The sequence below is a fragment of the Streptomyces europaeiscabiei genome, assembly GCF_036346855.1.
GTDB classification, from domain to species: domain Bacteria; phylum Actinomycetota; class Actinomycetes; order Streptomycetales; family Streptomycetaceae; genus Streptomyces; species Streptomyces europaeiscabiei.
The window spans coordinates 9,747,804-9,771,646 of sequence record NZ_CP107841.1; the positions used below are offsets into that span (position 1 = coordinate 9,747,804).

14 protein-coding genes and 1 pseudogene are annotated in these 23,843 nt (G+C 72.6%); 8 read left to right on the forward strand and 7 right to left on the reverse strand.

The window, feature by feature from the left end; genetic code table 11:
* Positions 1-11: 11 nt before the first annotated feature.
* The 4 genes from OG858_RS42360 (at position 12) to OG858_RS42375 (ending at position 5,435) form a co-directional block, all read left to right on the forward strand.
* Complete coding sequence (locus OG858_RS42360; protein ID WP_086754477.1) at positions 12-566, forward strand: GNAT family N-acetyltransferase; 555 nt, start codon at positions 12-14, stop codon at positions 564-566.
* Positions 567-634: 68 nt separating this feature from the next.
* Entirely contained in the window at positions 635-2,128 is a 1,494-nt protein-coding gene (locus tag OG858_RS42365) for an ABC transporter substrate-binding protein (protein ID WP_319320740.1), read from the forward strand.
* Between the two features lie 299 nt (positions 2,129-2,427).
* A complete protein-coding gene (locus OG858_RS42370) occupies positions 2,428-3,897 on the forward strand; it encodes an ABC transporter permease subunit (RefSeq protein ID WP_319320743.1) in 1,470 nt (489 codons plus the stop codon).
* A 290-nt stretch (positions 3,898-4,187) separates the two neighbouring features.
* Positions 4,188-5,435 carry an MDR family MFS transporter gene (locus OG858_RS42375; protein WP_328545263.1) on the forward strand — a complete coding sequence of 416 codons (1,248 nt, stop codon included), beginning with the start codon at positions 4,188-4,190 and terminating at the stop codon, positions 5,433-5,435.
* Positions 5,436-5,709: 274 nt separating this feature from the next.
* On the opposite strand, the gene OG858_RS42380 is transcribed toward OG858_RS42375, so the two are convergent.
* The 4 genes from OG858_RS42380 to OG858_RS42395 all read right to left on the reverse strand — a co-directional run bounded on the left by OG858_RS42380 (position 5,710) and on the right by OG858_RS42395 (position 11,893).
* Positions 5,710-8,532, reverse strand: coding sequence for an NHLP bacteriocin export ABC transporter permease/ATPase subunit (locus OG858_RS42380; protein WP_328543893.1), 2,823 nt, complete (start codon positions 8,530-8,532; stop codon positions 5,710-5,712).
* Position 8,533: 1 nt separating this feature from the next.
* Positions 8,534-10,771 carry an NHLP family bacteriocin export ABC transporter peptidase/permease/ATPase subunit gene (locus OG858_RS42385; RefSeq protein WP_179200791.1) on the reverse strand — a complete coding sequence of 746 codons (2,238 nt, stop codon included), beginning with the start codon at positions 10,769-10,771 and terminating at the stop codon, positions 8,534-8,536.
* Positions 10,768-11,574, reverse strand: a complete 807-nt coding sequence (locus OG858_RS42390; RefSeq protein ID WP_319065384.1) for an HlyD family efflux transporter periplasmic adaptor subunit — start codon at positions 11,572-11,574, stop codon at positions 10,768-10,770. The genes OG858_RS42385 and OG858_RS42390 overlap by 4 nt, the downstream gene beginning before the upstream one ends.
* Before the next feature lie 103 nt (positions 11,575-11,677).
* Entirely contained in the window at positions 11,678-11,893 is a 216-nt protein-coding gene (locus OG858_RS42395) for a hypothetical protein (RefSeq protein WP_037698514.1), read from the reverse strand.
* Between the two features lie 684 nt (positions 11,894-12,577).
* Here OG858_RS42395 and OG858_RS42400 point away from each other — a divergent pair.
* Positions 12,578-14,020 (forward strand): S1 family peptidase, encoded by a 1,443-nt coding sequence (locus OG858_RS42400; protein WP_408059459.1) that lies wholly within the window; start codon positions 12,578-12,580, stop codon positions 14,018-14,020.
* A gap of 205 nt (positions 14,021-14,225) precedes the next feature.
* On the opposite strand, the gene OG858_RS42405 is transcribed toward OG858_RS42400, so the two are convergent.
* Both OG858_RS42405 and OG858_RS42410 read right to left on the reverse strand, forming a co-directional pair.
* Complete coding sequence (locus tag OG858_RS42405) at positions 14,226-16,370, reverse strand: SpoIIE family protein phosphatase (protein WP_319259992.1); 2,145 nt, start codon at positions 16,368-16,370, stop codon at positions 14,226-14,228.
* Between the two features lie 113 nt (positions 16,371-16,483).
* Positions 16,484-16,959, reverse strand: a pseudogene (locus tag OG858_RS42410) (class III lanthionine synthetase LanKC N-terminal domain-containing protein); the annotation flags it as partial.
* A gap of 251 nt (positions 16,960-17,210) precedes the next feature.
* On the opposite strand from OG858_RS42410, the gene OG858_RS42415 reads away from it, so the two are divergent.
* Together OG858_RS42415 and OG858_RS42420 are read left to right on the forward strand one after the other, a co-directional pair.
* Positions 17,211-19,631: a SpoIIE family protein phosphatase gene (locus OG858_RS42415; RefSeq protein ID WP_086748542.1), complete on the forward strand. Its 2,421-nt coding sequence runs from the start codon at positions 17,211-17,213 to the stop codon at positions 19,629-19,631.
* A 153-nt stretch (positions 19,632-19,784) separates the two neighbouring features.
* A complete protein-coding gene (locus OG858_RS42420) occupies positions 19,785-20,288 on the forward strand; it encodes a metallophosphoesterase family protein (protein WP_086748543.1) in 504 nt (167 codons plus the stop codon).
* Between the two features lie 56 nt (positions 20,289-20,344).
* On the opposite strand, the gene OG858_RS42425 is transcribed toward OG858_RS42420, so the two are convergent.
* On the reverse strand, positions 20,345-21,490 hold the full coding sequence (locus OG858_RS42425; RefSeq protein ID WP_319065380.1) for an XdhC family protein: 1,146 nt from the start codon (positions 21,488-21,490) through the stop codon (positions 20,345-20,347).
* Between the two features lie 281 nt (positions 21,491-21,771).
* Between OG858_RS42425 and OG858_RS42430 the strand changes: the two genes are divergently transcribed.
* Complete coding sequence (locus OG858_RS42430; RefSeq protein WP_328543892.1) at positions 21,772-23,799, forward strand: translation factor GTPase family protein; 2,028 nt, start codon at positions 21,772-21,774, stop codon at positions 23,797-23,799.
* The last annotated feature ends 44 nt before the right edge of the window (positions 23,800-23,843 follow it).

Sequence of the window (23,843 nt, forward strand, 5' to 3'; positions counted from 1 at the left end):
ATGATGTGCAGGTGCAGAACTATGACATCAGGGTGGCAGGGCCCGACGACCTCGACAGTGCCCGTGCGGTCATGCTCGACACCGTCTACCGCGACTTCGGCACGGGCTATGTGCCGCGCTGGCACGGGGACATCGTCGATCTGCGCGGCGCGTACGTCGCCCCCGACCGGCATGTGCTCATGGTGGCGGTCGACGAGCGGGACGGTGCGGTCGTCGCCACCGGCGCGCTGGACTCCCGGGGGCCCGCCCATCCGCCCAACCCCCGTCGGCTGGCCGAGCGTTACCCGTCCGGCGAGACCGCCCAGCTGCGCCGTGTGTACGTGCGCGCCGAGCATCGGCGGCGCGGGCTGGCCCGGCGGCTGGTCGCCGCGCTGCTGGACTTCGCGGCGGCCGACGGGGGTTACCGCTCCGTCTATCTGCACACCGACCCCGGGGTGCCCGGCGCCGAGGACTTCTGGCGCTCGCAGGGTGTGGCCGTGTGCGACGAGCGTGAGGTGACGGGGGAGCGGGTCGTGCACTTCGAGATCCCGGTGCCCGAGGTGGCCGCACCCTCGCCAGTTAAATGAAAATCATTCTCATGTAAGCTGCGTCGCGTTCCACCGCCACCTCCGTCCCCCGAAGAGAACCAAGGACCATGCGCTCTCCCCGCCGCCGTCGCGTCGTCGCCGGCCTGCTCCTCGCCCCCGTGCTGACCGGCTGCTTCGCCTCGGGCGGTGACACGTCCGACGACGACTCCGCCGACGGCTCCCGGCTGCGTGTGGCCCTGGCCTTCCCGCCTGCCGAGAACTTCTCCCCGTACGGCGCCGACGCCACCCTCCTCAGCCGACTGGGCGTGACCGAGGGCCTGACCAAGCTGGACGCCAACGGCGCCGCGGCCCCGGCGCTCGCCGAGTCCTGGACCCGTGAGAACGACCGGAACTGGCTTTTCACCTTGCGTGAGGCCACCTTCCAGGACGGCACCGAAGTCACCCCGGCCACCGTCGCCGCCGCCCTCACCCGCGCCACCGAGGCCGAGCCGGTCACCGCCGCGCTCTCCGGCATCGAGCTCACCGCGAAGGCGAGCGGCGACCGGCAGGTACGCGTCACCACCGGGGACCCGGACCCCGCCCTGCCGCTCCGGCTCACCAGCCCCGGCCTCGCGATCCTGTCCGCCGGGGCATACGGCGGCAAGCGGGTCGACCCGGTCGGCACGGCCACCGGCCCGTTCGAGGTCACCAAGGTCACCGGCACCACCGCGGCGACCCTGGACCGCTACGACGCGTACTGGGGTGGCCGCGCCCAGGCGAGCGGCATCGACGCCAGGTTCATAGCCGACGGCTCCGCCCGCACCAACGCCCTGCGCACCGGCCAGGTCGACATGGCCGAGGCCGTTCCCGTGTCGCAGGCGGCCACACTCGACCAGGGCACCCGCCGCGAGACGGCCACCACCCGCACCACCAGCCTCCTCCTCAACACCAGGACCGGTGCCTTCAAGGACCCGAAGCTCCGGGCCGCCGCCCGCGAGGCCGTCGACGGCTCCGTCCTCGCCAAGGACGTCTACGAGGGCTACGCCGACGCAGGCGCCGGCATCTTCGGACCCGCCGTGACCTGGGCCGCAGCCAAGCGTGTCGAACCGACCGGCCGCGCGAAGGCCGCGAGGCCGCGCGGCACCTCCGTGACCATCGCGACGTACGACAACCGGCCCGAACTGCCCGAGGTCGCCCAGGTGCTGCAACAACAGCTGCAGAAGGCCGGGTTCAAGGTGAAGCTGGAGGTCCGCGAGTACTCGCGGCTGGAGAGCGACGCCCTCGCCGGCAAGTTCGACGCCTTCGTCGGCGCCCGCAACTCCCTGCTCGACACCGGCGACCCCGTCTCCATCCTCGCCAGCGACTTCACCTGCGACGGCAGCTACAACCTCGCCCTGCTCTGCGACAAGAAGGTCGACCGGGCCGTCACCGCCGCCGAGAAGGAGTCCGACACCGCGAAGCGGCAGCAGGCGGCCATGAACGCCGAGGCGGCGATCCTCGGCACCGACGCCACCGTGCCGCTCGTCCACCAACAGATCATCACCGGCGTCGGCACCTCGGTACAGGGCGTGATCCTCGACCCGTACGAGCGCACGCTCATCGGAACGGGGACCCGGCGCTGATACGGGCACTCTGGCGGGCCCTGCTCGCCGCCGCACTGCTGTGCGGCATCGGCCTGCTGCCGTGGCTGTCGCGCACCGACCCGGCGCTCACCGTCCTCAAGGCGCGCTCGGTCGAACGTGACCCGACGCCGGAGGTGCTGGCGGCCGTACGGGACGAACTCGGCCTCGACCAGGGACCGTTGAAGCTGCTGGGGGAGTGGTTCGGCGGGCTGGCGCGCGGTGACGCGGGCCGCTCGTGGATCTCCGGCGCCGAGGTCACCCCCGCTGTCGTCCAGGCGCTCGGCGTCTCCCTGTTGCTGATGGCCGCCGCGCTCCTCGTCGCGGCGGCCACGGCCGCGGCGGTCTGCGCCCGCACCCTGTGGCTGGGCGCGCACCGCCGCCTCGACGACCGGCGCGGCGGCGGCAGCGTGGCCGCGATGCTCGCCGCGCTGCCCGAGTTCCTCACCGCCTCCATGCTCGCCGCCGTCGTCGGGGTGCACCTCGGCTGGCTGCCCGCGCTCGGCTGGTACGGGCCGCAATGGATGGTGCTGCCCGCCCTCGCCCTCGGCCTGCCCGCCGGCGCGCTGCTCGGCCGGATGCTCGACGACCTGCTGCCCGGCTCCTTCGCCGAGCCCTGGGCACTGGCCGCCGCCGCCCGCGGCATACCCGGGCGGGCCACCACCCGCCAGGCCGTACGCCGCTGCATACCCGGACTGCTGCCCAACATCGGCCTGTTCGTGGTCGGCCTCACCGGCGGCGCCGTCGCCGTCGAGCAGGTCTTCGACATACCCGGCCTCGGCCGCACCACGCTCCAGGCCGCCCTCGCCCAGGACCTGCCCGTCCTCCAGGCCGGCACCCTCGCCCTCGTCCTGCTGGCCGCCCTCGCCGGCGCCCTCGCCCGTCCGGCCGCCCGCCTCCTCGTCGGCCCGGCCCTGCGCGACGGCGCGCTCCACTCCCTGCACCGCCCGCGGCCGTCCGCGCCACGCCGGACCCCACTGCTCCACGGCACCCTGCTCCTCGTGGTCGTCGCGCTCGGCCTGACCCGTGACCCGCTCGCCCTCGACACCGGCGCCCGGCTCCAACCACCTTCCTGGGCCCACCCGTTGGGCACCGACGCGCTGGGCCGCGACCTGCTGGCCCGCATCGGGCACGGGGCGTTCACCACTCTCGCCCTGGCCGTCACGATCAGCGCGGCCGCGCTGCTGACGGGCGTCCTGCTCGGGCTGCTGCCCCGGCTCTCCGGGCCGCTCGTCGACACCGTCAACGCCGTACCGGCGGTCCTCGCGGGACTGATCGTCGCCGGAGTCGCCGGCAGCGGAGCGGCGACACCCGCGCTGGCCGTGGCCGCCGTCGCCTGGGTGCCGCTCGCCGCACACACCACGGCCCTGCTCGAACAGGAGCGGGCCACGACGCACATCACGGCCACCAAGGGGCTCGGCGCGAGTGACGGCCATCTGCTCCGCCGCGAACTGCTGCCCGCCGTCCTGCCCCCCGTCGCCCGCCACGCCCTCCTCCGGCTGCCCGGAGTGGCCCTCGCCCTGACCTCCCTCGGCTTCCTCGGCCTCGGCGCGCAGCCGCCGGACCCGGAATGGGGCCTCCTCCTCGCCGAGAACCAGCCCTACGCCGAACGTGCCCCCTGGGCCGTCCTCGCCCCCGCCACCGCCCTCGCCCTCCTGGGTGCGCTGGCGGTCACGTCGGCGGGCGGGGTGCGATGGCCACGCCGTCCGCTCGCCGGGGCCGTACGACAGCCGAAGCCCGCCGCCGCCACGACCGTCGGAGAGACCGGATGACCGAGCCGCCCGAGGAGCGACCGAGCTTGACGCCCCGGCGGCGACCCGCCGGAGAAACGGCCCAGAGGCGAGCGTCGAGAGAGGAACGGGAGAAGCAGACGGTGGGTGAAGGGTCCGAGAGGCAGGTGACGAGCAACGTGCCCGAGCAGCGGGCGACGCACGAGACGCCGGAGGCGCGGGCGACGAACGAGACGCCGCAGGTGCGCGCGGCGACTGGGGTGCCTGTGCAACGGACGGCTCGCGAGGCGTCCCGACGAGGGACGCCGGGTGGGGCGGCCGAACCGCGGGTCCTGAGCGGTGCGGCCGGGAAGAACGCGGCCGGGCCCTCCCGCCGGGGTACCTGGGCCAGGCTCAGTCCCCTCCTGCGGCTGCTGATCCTCACCCAGCTCGCCTTCAACGTCGGCTTCTTCGCCGTGCTGCCGTTCCTCGCCGAACACCTCGGCACGGCGATAGGCATGGCCGGCTGGATGGTCGGCTTCGTGCTCGGGCTGCGGACCTTCAGTCAGCAGGGGCTGTTCGTGGTGGGTGGCGCGCTGGCCGACCGGTACGGGGTGCGGCCCGTGGTGCTGGCCGGATGCGTCCTGAGGATCGCCGGGTTCGCGTGGCTCGGATACGCGGACGCGGACTGGTCGGTCATCGGCTCGGTCCTGCTCATCGGCTTCGCCGCCGCGCTGTTCTCCCCGGCCGTCGAGTCCGAGGTCGCCCGGCAGGCCGTGGTGTGGGAGGAGTCGGGCGGCGGTCCCCGGACGAGTGTGCTCGCGCTGTTCACGGTGGCGGGACAGGCCGGGGCGTTCGTCGGGCCGCTGATCGGCGCGTTGCTGCTGGCCGTGGACTACCGGACGGTGTGCCTCGCGGGCGCCGGGGTCTTCGTCCTCGTCCTCGCCGGGCACTTCTGGTTGCTTCCGCAGCGCATTCCGGGGCGGGAGCGGGTCGCGGTGAAGGGGGGTCTCGGCGGGCTGCTGCGCAACCGGCGGTTCCTCGCGTTGTGCTGCGCGTACGGGGCGTATCTGCTGGCCTACAACCAGCTGTACCTTCTGCTGCCCGGCGAGGTGGAGCGGGCCACGGGGTCGCAGTCGGCGCTGGCCTGGCTGTTCGGCCTGTCGTCGCTGCTTGTCGTGACGGCCCAGCTGCCGGTCACGCGGTGGGTGGGGGAGCGGCTGGATCTGCGGCGGTCCATGACGGGGGGGTTGGTGCTGATAGCGGCCGGGTTCGGGGTGGTGGCTGTGGCGTTGCCCGCCGGGTGGACGGGGGGTGTGGGGTTGTTGCCCGCCGCCGGGTTCGTGGTGTTGTTGACGGTGGGGCAGATGCTGGTGGCTCCGGCGGCGCGGGCGTGGGTGCCGGATCTTGCGGCGGAGGGGCGGCTCGGGCTCTATACCGGGGCGATGTCGTCCGTTTCGGGGTTGATCGTGTTGGTGGGGAGTGCGGGGGCGGGGGCCTTGACGGATGCGGGGGTGCCGGGAGCCGTGCCGTGGGTGGTGCTGACGGTGGTTCCGGTTGCGGCGGTCTTGCTGCTGCCGCGGCCGACCGTCCGGCCGTAGGGCGCTCCCAGAGTTCTCTCGCCCCCGCCGCCCCTACCCGTCCCATCCCCAGGGGCTGCGCCCCTTCGACCCCGTGGGGGTGCGTTGTCGGGTGCGGGTGGGTGGGGGCTTCTCGCGCAGTTCCCCGTGTCCCTTGAGGGCCTGCGGCCCTCGCGGGCCGAAAAAGCACGGGGAACTGCGCGAGAAGCCCCCACCGGACCCGCGGATGGGGGTCGAAGGGGCGCAGCCCCTTGGGATGGGAACGGGTAGGGGCGGCGGGGGCGATGAACACCCCTCAGGCCATCTGGCGTCGTACCAGCTCATGCAGTCGCCCCCCGCTGTCCGACAGCAACCGGGCCGGCGCTCCCACCTCCGCCACCTTGCCGTCCTCCATCACCACCACCCGGTCCGCGTCCATGACCGTGGACAGCCGGTGGGCGATCACGATGCGCGTGGCGTGCAACGCCTTCGTGCTCTCGATGACCGTGCGCTGTGTGTCGTTGTCCAGCGCGCTGGTGGCCTCGTCGAAGAAGAGGATGCGGGGGCGGCGGATCAACGCCTGGGCGATCATCAGGCGTTGGCGCTGGCCACCGGAGATCGCGCCGTTGCCCTGCACGATGGTGTGCAGGCCCATCGGCATACTCCGGATGTCCTCGGCGAGGCCCGCCATCTCGGCAGCCGCCATCGCCTCCTCGGGCGTGAACGGCTCGGTGCCGCAGATGACGTCCAGGATGGAGCCGGTGAACGGCTGCGCGTGCTGGAGGACGACACCGCACTGCCGACGTACGGCGGACTGGTCCAGCGCGCCCAGGTCCTGACCGTCGTACAGGACGCTCCCGGAGACAGGCTTGTCGAAGCCGATGAGCAGCCGCAGCAGCGTGGATTTCCCGCAGCCGCTCGGGCCGACGACCGCCACGAACTCCCCGGGTTCGACGGCGAAGGACACGTCGTCCAGTACCAGGGGGCCGTCGTCCGCGTAGCGGAAGGAGAGTCGGCGGGCCTCCAGCGCGCCGGACAGCGCACCCGGACGGGTGCTGGCCGTGCGGACCTCCGGGGTCGCCTCCAGCACCGGCCTGATCTCCTCGAACAACGGCAGCACGGCCACCGCCGACACGAACGCCCCCGTCAGCTGGGTGACCGAGGTGAGCAGCATCGTCACCGAGGTGTTGAAGGTGAGGAACTCCGCCGCCGACATCGAACCCCGGGCCGGGCCCGCCAGCAGCATGAACATCAGCAGGGTGCAGAGCGGGAGATACACCGCGCCCAGCACCGTGTTGAGGTTCTTGATCCCGCCGACCTTCTGCTGGAGCTCCCGGCTGCGCGCGAACTCGCCCGCCCAGGCCGCGTACGCGTAGTTCTCGGCGGCGGCCACCCGCAGCTTCGGCAGGCCGCGCAGGGTCTGGAACGCCTGGTTGTTCAGTTTGTTGCTCAGCACCACCAGGCGGCGCTGCCAGCGGACCTGCCACAGGCCGAGGCCGAGGAACACGGCGGCCACGACCACCAGCATGCCGATCGCCGCCAGGGCCATGGGCACGCTGTACCAGAGCAGCAGGCCGAGGTTCACGGCGCCGACGGTCACCGACTGGGCGACCACCGGGCCGACCCCGGCCAGGGTGCGGCGGATCGCGCTGATGCCCATGGCGGCGCTGGCCAGTTCGCCGGTCGAGCGCGACGCGAAGAACTTCGTGGGGAGCCTCAGCAAACGGTCCCAGACGGCTGGTTGGAGGGTCGCCTCGATACGGCCCTCCATCCGCAGGATCGTCAGGTTCTGCAGCAACAGGAACGCGGCCGACACCACACTCGCGAGCATGATCGCCAGGCAGACCCGCACGATCAGGTCCTCCTGCGCCTTCGGCACGTACTCGCCGAGGATCCTGCCCGTCGCGACGGGGACGAGAGAGCCGAGTACGACCGTCACCAGGCCGCTGAGCAGCAGGCCCGTCATGTCACCGCCGGTGCCGTGGAGGCTCCAGCGCATCAGACGCAGCGGGGTCGGTACCCGTTCGGGCAACGGCCGGTAGAACATCACGGCACGCGGCTCGAACTCCGCCGCGTTCGCCTTCTCGACCGGCGTCTCCCGGCCGGACGACGGCTGTACGGCCACGTATCCGCCGCGCCGCCACAGCAGCGCCACCGGCGCGCCGGACAGCGCCCGGTGCCCGACCAGCGGGCCGACGTTCTCCCGCCACCAGCTTCCGGCGAGGCGTACGGCGCGGACGCGGACGCGGGAGGCGAGCGCGATGCGCTCCACCGGGTCGAGCCGGTCGCTCTCGGTGCCGCTCTGCGCGGGCTCGCAGAGCGTGATGCCGGCCGTCCGGGCGACGAGCTTGCAGGCCGCGTACGTGGCGTCCGCGTCGGCCGCCGTCGTACGCCGGTTCGCGGAGGACTTGCCGATGGACGCGAGGAGCGTGCGGTCGGCCTGGGCGCGCACGGCTTCACCGGCCTTGATACCGGCGGCCGTACGGTCCTCGTGGGTGCGCTCCAGCTGCTCGATCCAGCGGTCCAGCGTGGCCAGCAGCCGGAACTGCTGGTCGACCATGCTCTGCCAGACCCCTGAGTCCATCAGCAGGTCGGCCGCCGCCTCCGCCCCGTACAGCGAGCCGTACTGGACGCTGCCGGGCGGCACCCGCATCCAGAACACGTCGTCGTCGGTGGGCGCGGCGGCCTGCTCGGTGGCCATCGGTGCCTGGAAGAGGATCGACAGGCCACGGCCGACGCCCAGGGCGAGGGCGTATTCGAGGGGGCTGGTCTGCGGGGGTACGAGCTGGGGGTTGCCCCATTCGTCGTACGACCAGGTCTCGGTGCCCGCCTGCTGATACAGCTCGCGCAGGCCGATGCGCCGGACCACGCAGTCGCGCAGCGGCCGGGCCACCAGGGTGTGCTGGGGCCCGGCGACCGGGCCGAGCAGCAGCGCGCCCGCTTCGAGGCGGCCCAGGTGGTGCCAGTGGCCCTGCTCGACGGCGTCGACCGCGAACAGGTCCAGGGCGCCGGAGGCCACCAGCCACAGGGTCTGCGGGCCTTCGAGGTCCAGGCGGGTGTGGCCGGCGCAGTCCAGGGGCGTGCCCATGGCGCCGAGCGCACCGAGGACGAGGTCGCCCTCCTCGGGTACGGACGTCATCTCATCGCTCCCTGACCAGCCGGGCGTACGCGCCACCGCGTGCCACCAGCTCCTCGTGCCGGCCGCGCTCCACGATCGCGCCGTGCTGCAGGACGACGATCTCGTCGCTGTCGCGGACCGTGCTGAGCCGGTGGGCGATCACCACACATGCGCAGCCGCGCTTGCGCAGGTTGTCCATCACGGTCAGCTCGGTCTCCGCGTCGAGCGCGCTGGTCACCTCGTCGAGGACGAGGATGCTGGGCCTGCGGACCAACGCCCGCGCGATCTCCAGGCGTTGACGCTGACCGCCGGAGAAGTTCCGGCCGTCCTGCTCGACCCTGCTGTGGATCCCGCCCGGGCGGCGGGTCACCACGTCGTACAGGGCCGCGTCCCGCAGCGCCTCCACCACGGCCTCGTCCGGGATCGACGGGTCCCACAGGGCCACGTTGTCGCGGACCGTGCCCTCGAAGAGGAAGACCTCCTGGTCGACGAAGGAGACGGAGGCGGCGAGCGCACCACGCGGGATGTCCTCCAGACGCCTGCCGTCGATACGGATCACGCCCTCCCAGGGGGCGTACAGGCCCGAGATCAGCCTCGACACCGTCGACTTGCCGCTGCCGGAGCCGCCGACCAGCGCCACCTGCCGACCCGGGCCGACGGTGAGGTCGAAGCCGGTGAGCAGGGGTTTGTCGAGGGGGCTGTAGCCGAAGGTGATGTTCTCCAGCTCCACATGGCCCTGCAGCCGACGGGTGGACTCGCCGGCGTCCGGGCGGCCGTACAGCGGGTCCGCCCGGAAGTTCTCCACGTCCTTGAGGCGGGCCACGTCGGCCGCGAAGTCCTGGATGCGGCCCGCCACACCGTTGAGCCGGGTGATCGGCGCGGTGAACCGGGTGACCAGTGCCTGGAAGGCGACCAGCAGGCCGACGGATATGTGGCCCTCGACCGCGCGCATGCCGCCGATCCAGAGGATGAGCGCGCTGTTGAGCGTGGCGAGGGTCGGGGCGACGACCCCCAGCCAGGCGCTCGGCACGCCGAGCCTTTGCTGCTCCTCCAGCGTGGTGGCGTGCTGCCCGGCCCACTTGCGGAAGTAGCCCTCCTCGCCGCCGGTCGCCTTCATCGTCTCGATCAGCTGCAGGCCGGTGTACGCCGTGTTGGTCAGCCGTGCGTTGTCGGCGCGCAGCTTCGCCGTACGGGTCGCGCGCAGCCGGATCACCACCCGCATCGCCACCACGTTCAGCAGCGCCACCCCGATACCGACGAAGGTGAGCTGCGGGTCGTACGTGTAGAGGAGCACGGCGTAGAGGACGACCACGACCGCGTCCACCCCGGCGGCAGCGAGGTCGCGGGCCAGGGTCTCGGCGACCGCGTCGTTGGACTGCAGGCGCTGGACGAGGTCGGCGGGGCTGCGCTGCGAGAAGAAGGTGACGGGCAGCCGGAGCAGGTGCCGCAGGAAGCGGGCGCTGGACAGGGTCGAGGAGATCAGGCGGCCGCGCAGCAGGTTGGCCTGTTGCAGCCAGGTCAGCAGGACCGTCAGCAGCACGCACGCACCCATCGACGCGAACAGCACGCCCAGCAGGGAGGTCTGGCCGCCGATGAGGAACATGTCGATGTAGGTGCGGCTCAGCGCGGGTACGGCCGCGCCGACCGCCACCAGGAGCAGGCTCGCGAGGACGGCGGCGGGCAGGGTTCCGGAGGTGCCGCGCATCCGGGCGGGCATGGCGCCGAGGACACCGGGCCTGCGGCCGCCCTTCTCGAAGTCGTCGCCGGGCTCCATGACGAGGACGACCCCGGTGAAGCTCGCGTCGAAGTCCTCCATCGGCACGAACCGGCGGCCCTTGCCGGGGTCGTTGATGTGGACGCCGCGCCGGCCGAGGCGGCGCCCCATGCCGTCGTAGACGACGTAGTGGTTGAACTCCCAGAAGAGGACGGCCGGCGCCTTCACCTCGGCGAGCGCGGCCACGTCCATCTGCATGCCCTTGGCGGTCAGTCCGTAACTGCGGGCCGCCTTCAGGACGTTGCTGGCGCGGGAGCCGTCCCGGGAGACACCGCAGGCGATGCGCAGTTCCTCCAGGGGGATGTGCCGTCCGTAGTGGCCGAGGACCATGGCGAGGGAGGCGGCGCCGCACTCCACGGCCTCCATCTGCAGGACGGTCGGCGTGCGGACGGTCTTCTGTCCGCTCTTGGGCACCGGGCGCTTCTGCGGGACGGCCTTGCGTCTGCCGCGCGTCGGCGGCTGCGCGGTGTCCTGGGAGGCGGTCACGGGAGCAGCCAATCGATCGGACGCTCGTCGGCCATGCGGATCGAACCCGTGGCCATGGTCATGGAGGTCAGCTCGAACGGCGGCCCGTCCTGCGAGGACCACCTGTAGCCCGACTTCGTCGACGCCCTACGGTCCAGCCGTACGGTCACGGCCACCGGCCGGCCCTTCCTGGTGAACTGTTCGCCCAGCTGGCTGTCACCGAGGAACACGCCGATCGACTGCGGGGTCTGCGCGGTGCGGTCCACCTTCTTCACATGGCCGCGCAGCACGCCGTACCGCTGGGTGGGCGCCGACTGCACGGTCAGGTCGACGGCGGCGCCCTCGGGGATCGAGGCCGCGTTCTCGGCGGGGACGTACACCGTCGCGCAGAGCGGGTCGTCGGCGTCGGCGACCTTCTCGATCGCCGCGACATCGGCGCCCGTCCGGATGATCTGGCCGATCGTGGCGGCGAGCGTGGAGACCCGGCCGGCCGCGACGGACCGTACGACGCTCTCGCCGTCGGTGGTGGCGACCTTGAGGACGGGGGCCCTGGCGGGCAGGCGCTCGCCCTGCCTCGCGAGCACGGCGGTGACCTGGCCGGCCACCGGGCTCTGCAGTACGTAACTGCCCTGCCCGTGAGTGAGGACGGCGGGGGCGCTGACCGTGGATGCCACGGAACCCGTGACGGCCCACACGGACGCGGCGGCCATGGCGACCACCGTCACGGACAGCACCAGCCAGCCCTGCGGGCGGGCGAAGCGCACCGGGAGGTCGAGTTCCTCCGGTGACTGGAGCTTGGCGAGGGCCTGCTGGCGGAACTGCACGGGACTTCCCTCACCTGTACGACTCGGGACAGCGGACTTTCGGGCACCCGAGAGTCCCGGAACCTGTCAGGTGGTTCCGGGACTCAACGGCGCGAGGGCTCGATCAGAGACCGGCGACCAGGCTCGTGACCGGGGCGGTGTTCAGACCGGTGGCACCCTCGACGGTGCCGACGGCCGTGCCGACCAGGCCGGAGACCGGGGCGATACCGTCCACCAGGCCAGTGACGGTGCCGACGGCGTTGACGGACAGGCCACCGGAGACGGCGTCGAGGGCGGCGTCCGAGATCTCGGCGGTCTCAACCTGGGGGGTGGAGTTCATGGGGGAACTTCCCTTCGTATAGCTCTTCATAGGGGGGAGCGGCCCCCTTCTGGGGACAGAACGACGGCCGCGCACGTGGGTGCCCACTTCTCGTCTCCGAGAGCTTGGCGGCCCCCGCGGTGCGATGGATCAAAGCAGATCGCTGCTGCGCACTTCCAATCAACATGGCCTCCCACCAGCGCACTTGGTGACCATGACGGTTTATCCGTGCAGACCTGCGCACGCCTTGGGGGCTGCTTCTTCACACGGATCACGGCATCGTCCTACGCGGTTCGTCGCCGGCCGGAAAGCGAATGGGACAGTCCGCCCGAAAGGGGCTTGTGCGCGAGCCGCCCCTGTGCAGAACTCCCGTGGACCGTGACCCCGCTGAGCATTCGGTGTGGAGATTCCCCGAAGCCGGTTTCCGGGCTGTCAGGGGGAACGGAACGCTACCGACCCGTCGCTGAAAGTGCCGTTCCGGGTGGGGGGTGTCGGCGCCACGGAACCTGTGCGGGAGGGTGTGGCCGGGAAGTCGTGACATGACGTGCGAACTGGGGGCGTAGCGCGCTTTGCGAAATGGAAGCTTGGAATCTTTTTGCTGAGCGTTGAACACCCCACCGGAACCATCCGTACCAACTGGCAACCAGGCGCCCCCAGTTCACCCGCCGGACGGCGGCACGGACCCCGTCCCCAGGAGGTCAAGAGTTGAGTCACAAACGAGCCACCAAGCGTAAGGCGTTCATAGCCGCAGGCGGCGTGGCGGCGCTCGGCGCGGCAGCCCTCATCCTGCCGAACGCGATGGCGTCGCAGACGGAGGCGAAGGACGCGGCCCCCAAGACGCTCGCCGCGAGTGACGCCTCGGACCTCGCCTCCCAGCTCCAGGAGTTGCTCGGTGACGCGTTCGCAGGCGCGTACTACGATTCGAGCGAGAAGCAGCTCATCATCAACGTCATCGACGGCCTTCAGATCGACGGCGACGACAACAACGTGATCATTCAGGCCCAGTCGGCCGGCGCGGAGGTCCGCGAGGTCGAGAACAGCTGGTCCGAGCTGCAGAAGGGCGCGGCGACGCTGAAGGCGAAGGCCAGCGTTCCGGGCACCGCGTGGGCCATCGACCCCCGCACGAACAAGATCCAGGTCACCGCCGACTCCACGGTCACGGGCGAGAACTGGGACACGATCGAGTCGGCCACCAAGTCGCTCGGCTCGGGCATGGCGACCATCAAGAAGTCCGCCGGCACGTTCAAGACCTTCCTGGAGGGCGGCGACGCCATCTTCGGCGGCGGCGCGCGCTGTTCGGCCGGCTTCAACGTCGTCAACGCCGAAGGTGCCCCGGCCTTCCTGACCGCCGGTCACTGCGGTGTCGCCGAGGCCGAGTGGTCCGAGGAGGAGGGCGGCGCCCCGATCGCCACGGTAGACGCCGCGACCGCCACGTTCCCCGGCGCCGGTGACTTCGCCCTGGTCAACTACAACGACCCGGCGACCCAGGCGGCCAGCACGGTCGACCTCGGCAACGGCCAGACGGTCGACATCAACGCGGCGGGCGAGGCCGCGGTCGGCCTCCAGGTCTTCCGCATGGGCAGCACCACCGGTCTCGCCGACGGCCAGGTCACCGGCCTCGAAGCCACGGTGAACTACCCCGAGGGCACGGTCACCGGTCTCATCCAGACCAACGTCTGCGCCGAGCCCGGCGACAGCGGTGGCTCGCTGTTCACCGAGGACGGCCAGGCCATCGGCCTGACCTCCGGCGGCAGCGGCGACTGCACCGTCGGCGGCGAGACCTTCTTCCAGCCCGTCACCACCGCCCTCGCGGCGGTCGGCGCGACCCTCGGGGACGCCGGTGCGGGCGCCGGTGAGGAAGCCGCCGGCGGTGCCGGTGACGCCGCGGGTGTCGGCGAGGAGGCCGCCGGCGGTGCCGCCGCCGGTGCCGGTGAGGAAGAGGGCGCCGCGGCAGCGGGCGCGGGCGAGGAAGAAGGCGCCGCCGCGGCCGGTGCGGGCGAGGAAGAAGGCGCCGTGGCCGGTGCCGGTGACGCCGGTGCGGGCGACGCGGCCGGTGCCGGTGACGCCGCGGGCCAGCAGCACGACCAGGGCGTCGAAGACCAGGGCGTCGAAGAGCAGGGTGTCGAAGAGCAGGGCGTCCAGCAGTAGGCGGACACCACCCCGCACGTGGACGACGGCCCGGGGGATCAGCGGCCACTGACCCCCCGGGCCGTCGCCCCACGACCCAGCTGTCGGCCCCGCCTCAGGGCTCCGGCCGACAGGTGGAACGGTCCGGCCCTCCGGCGGGAGGGCCGGACCTGTTCGTTCTTCCTCGCGTCAGGGTGCCCCCACGGGCGCAGCCCCCGGCGCGCCGTCACCCGCCGGCGCCCGTGGCCCGCAGCAGCAGCAAGGCCACGTCGTCCGCCCGCTCCTGAGCCGCCTCTGTCTCCCGTACGAGACTGTCGGCGAGCGATTCCAACGGCCCTTCCCCGGCCCTTGCCAGCCGCTCCCCGAGATCCGCCAGCGCGTCCTCGATGTCGACCCCCGGCGACTCGATCAGCCCGTCCGTGTACAGAGCCAGCACGGACCCCTCGGCCAGCGCCACCTCGGTCGTCGGATACGTCGCCGCCGCGTCGATGCCGAGCAGCGGACCACCCGCGAGGTCGAGCACCCGCACCTTCCCGTCCGGCCGGCGCAGCAACGGCGGCGGATGCCCCGCCCGCGCCATGACGGCCGTCCCGTGCTCCGGGTCGAGCCGCAGATACAGACAGCTGGCGAACAGCTCCGAACCCAGGTCGATCAGCAGCCGGTTGGTGCTGCTCATCACTTCCTGCGGCGCCTGTCCGACGGTCGTGTACGCGCGGACCGCCGTACGGATCTGCCCCATCAGGCCCGCAGCCGTCACGTTGTGCCCCTGCACGTCGCCGATCACGGCGGAGGCCCGCCCGTGCGAGAGGACCAGGTCGAAGAAGTCGCCGCCGATGTCCATGCCCCGGGTGGCGGGCAGGTAGCGGGAGGCCGCCTCGATCCCGGGGATCGACGGCAGCGAGTGCGGCAGCAGCGCCTGCTGCAGCCCGTGCGCGAGCTGGTGCTTGGCGTCGTACAGCAGCGCCCGTTCCAGCGCCTGCGCGATGAAACCGCTGAGGCTGGTCAGCACCGCGCGCTCGTCGGCGGGGAACGGATGCGGGTCCGCGTACCCGAGCACCCAGGTGCCCACCGGCCGTCCGGAGGCGATCAGCGGGAGGTACGCCCAGGCGCCCAGTCCGTCGGGGATGCCCTGCCGCATCGGATAGAGGTGCTCCAGCTGCTGCCGGGTCTCGAAGAAGGCGGGCACTCCGGTGGTCAGGGTCATCGCGCCGGGCGTCGGCGCGGTGAGCGGCATGCCGTCGAAGCGCTCCACGAGGTGCGGGTCCGCGTAGCCGCGGTGCCCGAGCACATGCAGGCGCCCGGCGCGTGAGCCGAGCATCACGAGGGCCTGGCTGCCGATGGCCGGGACGATCTCGTCGGCGACCAGTTCCAGCACGTCCTGCACGCCCACCGCCTCGGTGAGCGCGCTGGCCAGCGCCAGTACGTGATTGATGGTCACCAGGCGGCCGGGTCCGTCGCCCTCCACCCGCGCCGCGTGCTCGGCCTCGGCGACCGCACGGGCCCGGGAGATCCGTACACTCAGCCCGTTCGTCCCCGGATAGAGCCGGAACGACAGCCAGGCGCTCGGCGGTCTGAGCGCCACGAACGACGTCACGTGCTGGCTCATCAGCGCCGCCCGGTACCGGTCCTCGTACGCGGGATCGTTGAGCCATGGCACGGACGCCCACAGCTGGGTGCCCAGCAGACCGCTGACCGGGATGCCGAGCAGCTCGGCCGTGGCCGCGTTGGCGAAGGTGATCCGCCCGTGCAGATCGAGCGCGCACATCCCGTACGGCAGCCGCGCCACCATCCGCGCCGCCTCCACCGTGCCGAGCGTCCCGGCGACCGTGGTCGTCGACGGCGCCGACAGATCCGGCTCGGGCCGCACCGGCCGGCCCTCCTCCTCCGCGCGCCGCAGCCGCAACGCGAGCCGGTCGCAGGCCGAGGTGAGATGGTCCCGCTCGCGGTCGCTGAGCTCCGGCGGGTGCGAGCCGGGCCAGGTCAGGAAGACGGCGCCGTAGGTGGTGTCGTGGGTCGCCACCGGGAGCGCGGCCATGGCGAACGGGTAGGGCAGGACCATGGCGAGCCGGGGATAGCGGCGGGCCATCTGCTCCTCGCCGTTGACCCACACCAGCCGCCGCCCCCGTACCGCCTCGGAGACCGGGATCGGCGCGCTGAGCGCCACCCGCTCCCACGGCGCGGCGAAGGACCTCGGCAGCCCCGCGATGACCGCCATCTCCAGGACCGGCTCGTCGGGCGTCAGCAGGTACATGGCGCCCGAGTGGGCCCCGACGTCGTCCATCATCGCGGCCAGCGCCAGCGACAGCAGCGGATGACCGCCGTGGGCGGTGTCGACCGTCGACCGCTCCCGGGACGCGTGGACGTCCGACATCCCGACCACCTCCTCGCACGGCCGCGCGACGGCCCCAGGGTCAAGGCTCCTCCTTGGGGGCCGCACCCGCACGGCGAGCGCCCAGCCGCGGAAGATTGCCGGCCGCCCTTCATCGGCTCCTTCCGTCCGCAGCGCCGTGCGCCCAGCTCGCGCAGGACGAGGTGGAGCGGGTCCTCGTCGGCCGGGTAGACCGTGACGAACTTGTCATTGGTGTCGCGGGCCGCCTACTTGGCTTGCTCAGATGCAGCAGATGCAGCAGATGCAGGCCCGGGACGAACTTGAACGGGATCCGCCGGGGCACGCAGTAGTCCCACACGATCGCCGCGATCCGGTCCGCGTTCGCCCGGGTGGCGGAGGCGTGCACCTTCCATCCCCGGGTGGGCCCGGCACGGGGCCGCCCACCGTCGTCGACCGGGGTCAGCGTCAGCCAGTCCCCGATCCGGGCGGCCCGCCAGCCCTCGGGAACCGCACGCCCGGCCGTCTCGTAGCCGGGCGCCGCCGTGCCGGCACGGTCACCGGCCGAGAGCCGGTCCGGTGTCTCGTGGAAGTGCCTGTCGGCGAGCGCGTACCCCTCGTACCGCTTGTCCATACGGGTTCCCCCGGGTCCTGTGCCGTCGCCCCCTGGGCCAAGTGATGACGAGCCTTCCGGCCCGCCGGAGCGCCCGGCAGTCACGACTGTCACCAGTGACCCGTCACGCCTGTCACGCGCTCACCGTGCGGAACGCATACGTAAAGATCTGTTCGGTGCCTTTCGAACCAGGGCGGTGCGGAGCGGGCCCCGGCCTCGCGTAACGGTCCCAGGGGCTGCGCGACCGGGCCGGAAGCGCTGTAATTGCGGACGTGGTCAGTGCAGGCGCTGCGGAACGCGGAACGAGGACGCTGCGTGCCGAACTCGCGCTCAAGTCGCTCGGCGGCGACCTCGATCCCCACGGGCGGCTGCACGCCATCCTCGAACAGGTGCTCGTGTTCACAAGTGCGACCGTCGCCGCCGTGTACCTCCCGAACCGCGAGGGCGACGCCATGTCGCTGGCCGGCTCGGCCGGCGTACCGAGGAGCCTGTACGGGCTGCGCGACAGTTACCCGGCCACGGGGACCGCTCCGGTCGCCGAGGCATGCCGTTCGGGCCGGTCGCGCTGGCTCGTCTCCGGCGACCTTCAGCAGGACGCCGACGTCCGCCGCGCACACGCCGAGGACTTCTCGCTGGGTGTGCTGCCGCTGCGCGAGCGCGGCTGCCTCGTCGCCGTCGGCGACGGCACGGACGCCTTCGACGCCGAGGACCGGCACTGCCTGGACCTGCTCGCCGAGGCGGTCACCAGCGCCGCCCCCGCCCCGCCCACCGGGCCCGGTGCCTCGTTCGACCTGGCCATGGACACCGGGCGGGTCGAGGTCGACGACAAGCTGCTGGAGCTGTTCGGCATGGGCCCGGACGACTTCGACGGCCGGGTCGAGACCCTGATCGCGCTGACCGTGCCCGAGGACCTGCCCGCCCTGATGTCCGTCGTGGAGGCGGACCACATGTCCATCGGCGACCGGGAGCTGGAGTTCCGCATCCTGCAGCCCTCCGGCGAGCAGAAGTGGCTCAGGCTGCGGGGCCGGATCCTGCCCGGCGGTGAGGACCGGCCCGCCCGTCTCGTCGGCACCGTCGCCGACGCCTCCACCCTGCGCACCGGCCGCGGTGACGTGGCCCGCATCCAGCGCCTCGCCGCCGCCCTGGCCACCGCCGGTACCGTCCGTGACGTCAGCCAGGCCGTGGTGACCGCGCTGCGCAAGCCGCTGCGGGCCGACCGGATCGCCCTCGCCGAGCTGGAGGGCGACCGCCTCGTCGTCACCGTCCTCGATCCGCCGCAGCCGGAGGTCTGGCCCGAGGTGTGGCGCTCCGAGTGGCGCTCCGAGTGGCCGGACGCGCCGGTGCGCACCATGCCGACCCTCGCCACCGCGCTCCGTGAGGGACGCGCCGGGATCTGGCCCGCCGGGGCGGATCTGGAGCCGGCCCTCGCCGACGTCGGCCCCGGCGGCCTGGCCGTCCTCCCGCTGCCCGCCGGGGGCCGCATGGCCGGAGCCTGTCTGATCGGCTGGGACAACCCCCACGACTTCGGCCCCGAGGAGCGCGCCCTGCTCACCGCCGCCTCGGGCCTCGCCGGGCAGGCCCTGATGCGCGCCCACGCCTTCGACGCCGAACACGAACTCATCGGCATGCTCCAGCGCACCCTCCTCCCACGCCGCCTGCCCCAGCTGCCCGGCGCGGTCGCCGTCGCCCGCTATCTGCCCACCACCGCCGGTCTGGAGGTCGGCGGCGACTGGTACGACGTCATCCCCCTGCCGGACAACCACGTGGCCCTCGTCATCGGCGACGTCCAGGGCCACAACGCGGGCGCCGCCACCCTCATGGGCCAGATGCGCACCGCCCTGCGCGCCTACGCCGTCGAGGGGCACCCCCCGGACGTCGTCGTCTCGCACGCCAACCGGCTCCTCGTGGACATGGAGACCGACCTCTTCGCCACCTGCTGCTATGTCGACATCGACATGGAGGAGGGTTCCGCCTGGTACGTGCGCGCCGGACACATCCCCCCGGTGCTGCGTCACCCGGACGGCACCACCGAGATCAGCGAGTCCGAGGGCGGACCGCCGCTCGGCGTCGTCATGCGGGCCGACTTCCCGATGAGCCCCCTGCGCCTGGCCCCCGGCACCCTGCTGGCCCTCACCACGGACGGCCTCGTCGAGTCCGCCGACGTCGACGTGGAGGACGGCCTCGACCACCTCGCCGCCGAACTGTCCGCCGCCGACCCCGCTCACCTCGGCGTGGTCGCCGACACCCTGCTGAGCGGTGCCAACCGCGACGACGACGTGGCCCTGCTCCTCGTGCGCTACGACGGTATGGCCCTGCGCCCCCAGCGCGAGAACTGGAGCGTGTGGCGCGTCCCCCAGGCGGTCGGGCAGGCCCGCCGCTACACCCGGCGCGTCCTGCGCCGGTGGGACGTCGAGTCCACGGCCGACACCGTGCTCCTCGTCGTCTCCGAGCTCGTCACCAACGCCCTCGTCCACACCGACGGCCGGGTCCGCCTCGACCTCACCCTCCTGGGCGACCGTCTGCGCGTCGCCGTGGCGGACTCCTCACCCCGCACGCCGATGAAGCCCACCATCATCGGCTGGGAGGCCACCGGAGGCCGCGGCATCCTCCTCGTCGAGGCCATGTCCTCGGCCTGGGGAACCGTCCCGGTCAGCGGCGGCAAGCAGGTGTGGGCGGAGATCCCCATCGAGTGAGCGGACGGCCGCGCGGCCGGGAGGCCGGTGTGCTCTCGGGTACGGGTGGTGTGTGGTTGCTCGCGCGGTTCCCAGCGCCCCTGGAAGTGCGGGGGCTGCGCCCCGAACTTCCACCGGCCCGCAAGAACCTTCGCCGGATGCGACCCTTGGCCAGTGCGTCTGCTGCTCATGTCCGACACCCACCTGCCCAAGCGCGCGAAGGCGCTGCCCGAGCGGCTTCTCGCCGAGCTCGCGGAGGCCGACGTGGTCGTCCACGCCGGTGACTGGGTCGACGAGGCCACCCTCGACCTCGTCGAAGCCCGCTCCCGCCGACTGATCGCCGTGTACGGCAACAACGACGGCCCCGCCCTGCGCGCCCGCCTCCCCGAGGTGGCCCACGTCGAACTGGCAGGCCTGCGCCTCGCCGTCGTCCACGAGACCGGCCCCGCCCAGGGCCGCGAGCCCCGCTGCGCCGCCCGTTTCCCCGGCACCGACGTCCTCGTGTTCGGCCACAGCCACATCCCCTGGGACACGACCACGGCCACCGGCCTGCGTCTCCTCAACCCCGGCTCCCCGACCGACCGGCGCCGCCTGCCCCACTGCACCTACATGACGGCGACGGTGGCGGACGGTGAGCTGACGGACGTACGCCTGCACCGACTGCCGCCCCGCACCTGACCCGGACCGGTCCGCCCACGGTCCCGCCGTCGTACTGCTCGACCGTCGCTCTCGGCTCAACCGCTCGGGTCCGGCGGATGGATCACCCCGGTCGTCGCCGTCAGCGGTGCCCCGCTGCCGCCCCACCGGAGCGCGACGACCTCCGCCGCGACGGACACGGCCACCTCCTCCGGCGTACGGGCGCCGAGGTCCAGGCCGACCGGGGAGCGCAGCCGGGACAGTGCGTCGGCGTCGAGTCCGGCCTCCCGCAGCCGCCGGGTCCGGTCGTCGTGCGTACGGCGGCTGCCCATCGCCCCGATGTAGGCGGCCGGGCGGCGCAACGCCTCCTCGAGGAGCGGCACGTCGAACCTGGGATCGTGGGTGAGCACGCAGATCACCGTGCGGTCGTCGGTGAGGGTGCGGCGCAGGTAGCGGTGCGGCCAGTCGACGATCACCTCGACGGCGGCGGGAAAGCGTTTCGGGGTGGCGAAGACCGCGCGGGCGTCACACACCGTGACGCGGTACCCGAGGAAGTCCCCGATACGGGCGACCGCCGCCGCGTAGTCGATCGCACCGAAGACCAGCATGCGGGGCGGGGGCGCGAAGGAGTGCAGGAAGACGGTGACCGAGTCCTCGCGCCGCTCGCCGTGCGGCCCGTAGTGCCGCTGCCCGGTGACCCCCTGAGCCAGCTCGCCCCGCGCGTCGGCGGCGACGGCCGCGTCCAGCCCCGCCGAGCCCAGCGTGCCGAGTGCGAGGGGTGTGCCGGGCATGACGGGTGTGCCGGACGTCCCGCCCGGCCACACGGCGAGCGTGGCGCCACGCGGGGCCGGGCCGTCGAGCACGGTCGCCACGGTCACCGGGTGCCCGGCGCCCACGGATTCCACGACCCGCCCGAACGCGGGGTACTCGGGCGCCGTCACCCGCCGCACCAACAGAGTGATCTCCCCACCGCACGTCAGCCCCACCGCGAACGCGTCCTCGTCGCTGTAACCGAAGGTCTCCAGCCGAGCCTCCCCGGACGCCACGACCTCCCGGGCCAGCTCGAACACCGCGCCCTCCACACAGCCGCCGGAGACGCTGCCCACGACCTCGTCACCGGGCCCGACCGCCATGGCGGCCCCCGGCCCGCGCGGGGCGCTGCGGCTGACCGCGACGACGGTGGCGAGGCCGAAGGGGGAGCCCGCCGCGTACCACGCGCCGAGTGCCGGAAGGATCTCACGCACGGGTCCTCTCCTCTCGCCGCCACCACCCGTGCCTCCAGCGTCCAACAGTCCGCTCTCCACCGCCTGGGGACGGGACGGGGGTCGAAGGGGCGCGGCCCCTGGGGAGCGGCCCCTGGGGATGGGGCGGGTAGGGGCGGCGGGGGCGGAGAAACTCGTTGCGAGTGCGCGAACCGCTCTGCTTCACTGCGTGCGAAGCCCCCCGACCGTTCAAGGAGCCCCGATGCGCGCTGCGTCCATGTCCAACCAGGAAGGAATGCCCCCCATTTCGAAGGACATGACGCTTGTCACGCACGCTCAACCTCGGCATCCTCGCGCACGTCGACGCAGGTAAGACCAGCCTCACCGAACGCCTGCTGCACACCGTCGGAGTCATCGACGAGATCGGCAGCGTCGACGACGGCAGCACCCGTACGGACTCCCTCGCGCTGGAACGACAGCGCGGCATCACCATCAAGTCCGCCGTCGTCTCGTTCGAGATCGACGACCTGACCGTCAACCTCATCGACACTCCCGGCCACCCCGACTTCATCGCCGAGGTGGAGCGCGTCCTGAACGTGCTCGACGGCGCCGTCCTGGTCGTCTCGGCCGTCGAAGGCGTCCAGGCACAGACCCGCGTCCTGATGCGCACCCTGCGACGCCTGCGCATCCCCACACTGATCTTCGTCAACAAGCTCGACCGCCGGGGCGCGCGCCACCAGGACCTGCTGGAGACCATCGCGGCACGTCTCACCCCGGCGATCGTCCCCATGGGCGACGTGGGCGAACTCGGCACACCCGGTGCCCGCTTCACCCCGTACGCCCCCCTTCCGCCCCGTCTCCTCGAAGTCCTCGCCGAACACGACGACGGCCTGCTCGCCGCCTACGTCGACGACGAGAGGGCCGTCCCCGAATCCCGACTGCGCGCGGCCCTCGCCGCCCAGACCGGCGAAGCCCTGGTTCACCCGGTGTTCCACGGCTCGGCGATCACAGGTTCGGGGATCAGTGAACTCATCGACGGAATCCGGGAGCTGCTGCCCGCGACCGACGGAGAGGACGGAGAGGACGGAGAGGACGGAGAGCACGGAGCATCGCACGGCCCGGCCTCCGGCACCGTCTTCAGGGTCGAGCGGGGCCCGGCGGGCGAGAAGATCGCCTATGTGCGGATGTTCGCCGGGACGGTGCGCACCCGCGAACAGCTGGCCTTCCGTGACGGCGAGCTCCACGGCAAGGTCACCGCGATCAGCGTCTTCGAAGGAGGAGCGGCGGTTCGCAGGGCAGCCGTCCCGGCCGGCCGGATCGCACAGCTGTGGGGCCTCTCCGACATCCGCATCGGCGACACCGTCGGCGTACCGCGCGAGCGGGCGGTCGAGGGGCATCACTTCTCTCCGCCCACCCTCGAAACTGTCGTCCTCCCCGCCCGCGCCGAGGACGGGGGCGCCCTCCACCTCGCCCTCACCCAACTCGCCGAGCAGGACCCGCTGATCGGTCTCCGCCACGACGGTCTCCGCCAGGAGACCTCCGTGTCGCTGTACGGGGAGGTTCAGAAGGAGGTCGTGCAGGCGACGCTCGCCGACGAGTACGGCATCGACGTCACCTTCCGCGAGACGACGACCATCTGCGTCGAGCGCCTCGTCGGCGTCGGCGCGGCGGTCGAGTTCAACAAGAAGGACGGCAATCCGTTCCTCGCGACGGTCGGGCTGCGGGTGGAGCCCGCGCCGGTCGGCTCCGGGGTCGGCTTCCGCCTGGAGGTGGAGCTGGGGTCCATGCCGTACGCGTTCTTCAAGGCGGTGGAGGACACCGTGCGGGAGGCGCTGGAGCAGGGCGTGCACGGCTGGAGGGTCCCCGACTGCACGGTGACGATGACGCACTCCGGCTACTCGCCCCGGCAGAGCCACGCCCACCAGGGCTTCGACAAGAGCATGTCGAGCACGGGCGCGGACTTCCGCGGACTGACCCCGCTGGTGCTGATGGACGCGCTGCGGCGGGCCGCCACCCGCGTCCACGAGCCGATGCACCGTTTCCGGATCGATGCCCCGGCGGACACCCTGGGCGCGGTTCTGCCGGTGCTGGCCGCGCTGCGCGCCGTACCGCAGGACACCCGGATGAGCGGGACGGCCGTACGGCTGGAGGGGCTGGTGCCGGCCGCGCGGGTGCATGGACTGGAGCAGCGGCTGCCCGGACCGACCAACGGCGAGGGAGAGCTGGAGACGGCCTTCGACCACTACGCGCCCGTCGGCGGCGGCACGGTCCCCGAACGGCCGCGCACCGACCTCAATCCCCTAGACCGCAAGGAGTACCTGCTGAACCTGACCCGGCGGGTGGGTGGCTGAACGGCGCCGGAGGACCGCGCGGGGGGTGTGGGCCTCTATCGGGT

Excerpts from the sequence above, each read along its gene's own strand:
- OG858_RS42370 (WP_319320743.1), top strand. The coding sequence starts at position 2,428 with ATGGCCGCCGCGCTCCTCGTCGCGGCGGCCACGGCCGCGGCGGTCTGC.
- OG858_RS42380 (WP_328543893.1), bottom strand. The coding sequence starts at position 8,532 with ATGACGTCCGTACCCGAGGAGGGCGACCTCGTCCTCGGTGCGCTCGGC.
- OG858_RS42405 (WP_319259992.1), bottom strand. The coding sequence starts at position 16,370 with ATGTCGGACGTCCACGCGTCCCGGGAGCGGTCGACGGTCGACACCGCC.
- OG858_RS42395 (WP_037698514.1), bottom strand. The coding sequence starts at position 11,893 with ATGAACTCCACCCCCCAGGTTGAGACCGCCGAGATCTCGGACGCCGCC.
- OG858_RS42365 (WP_319320740.1), top strand. The coding sequence starts at position 635 with ATGCGCTCTCCCCGCCGCCGTCGCGTCGTCGCCGGCCTGCTCCTCGCC.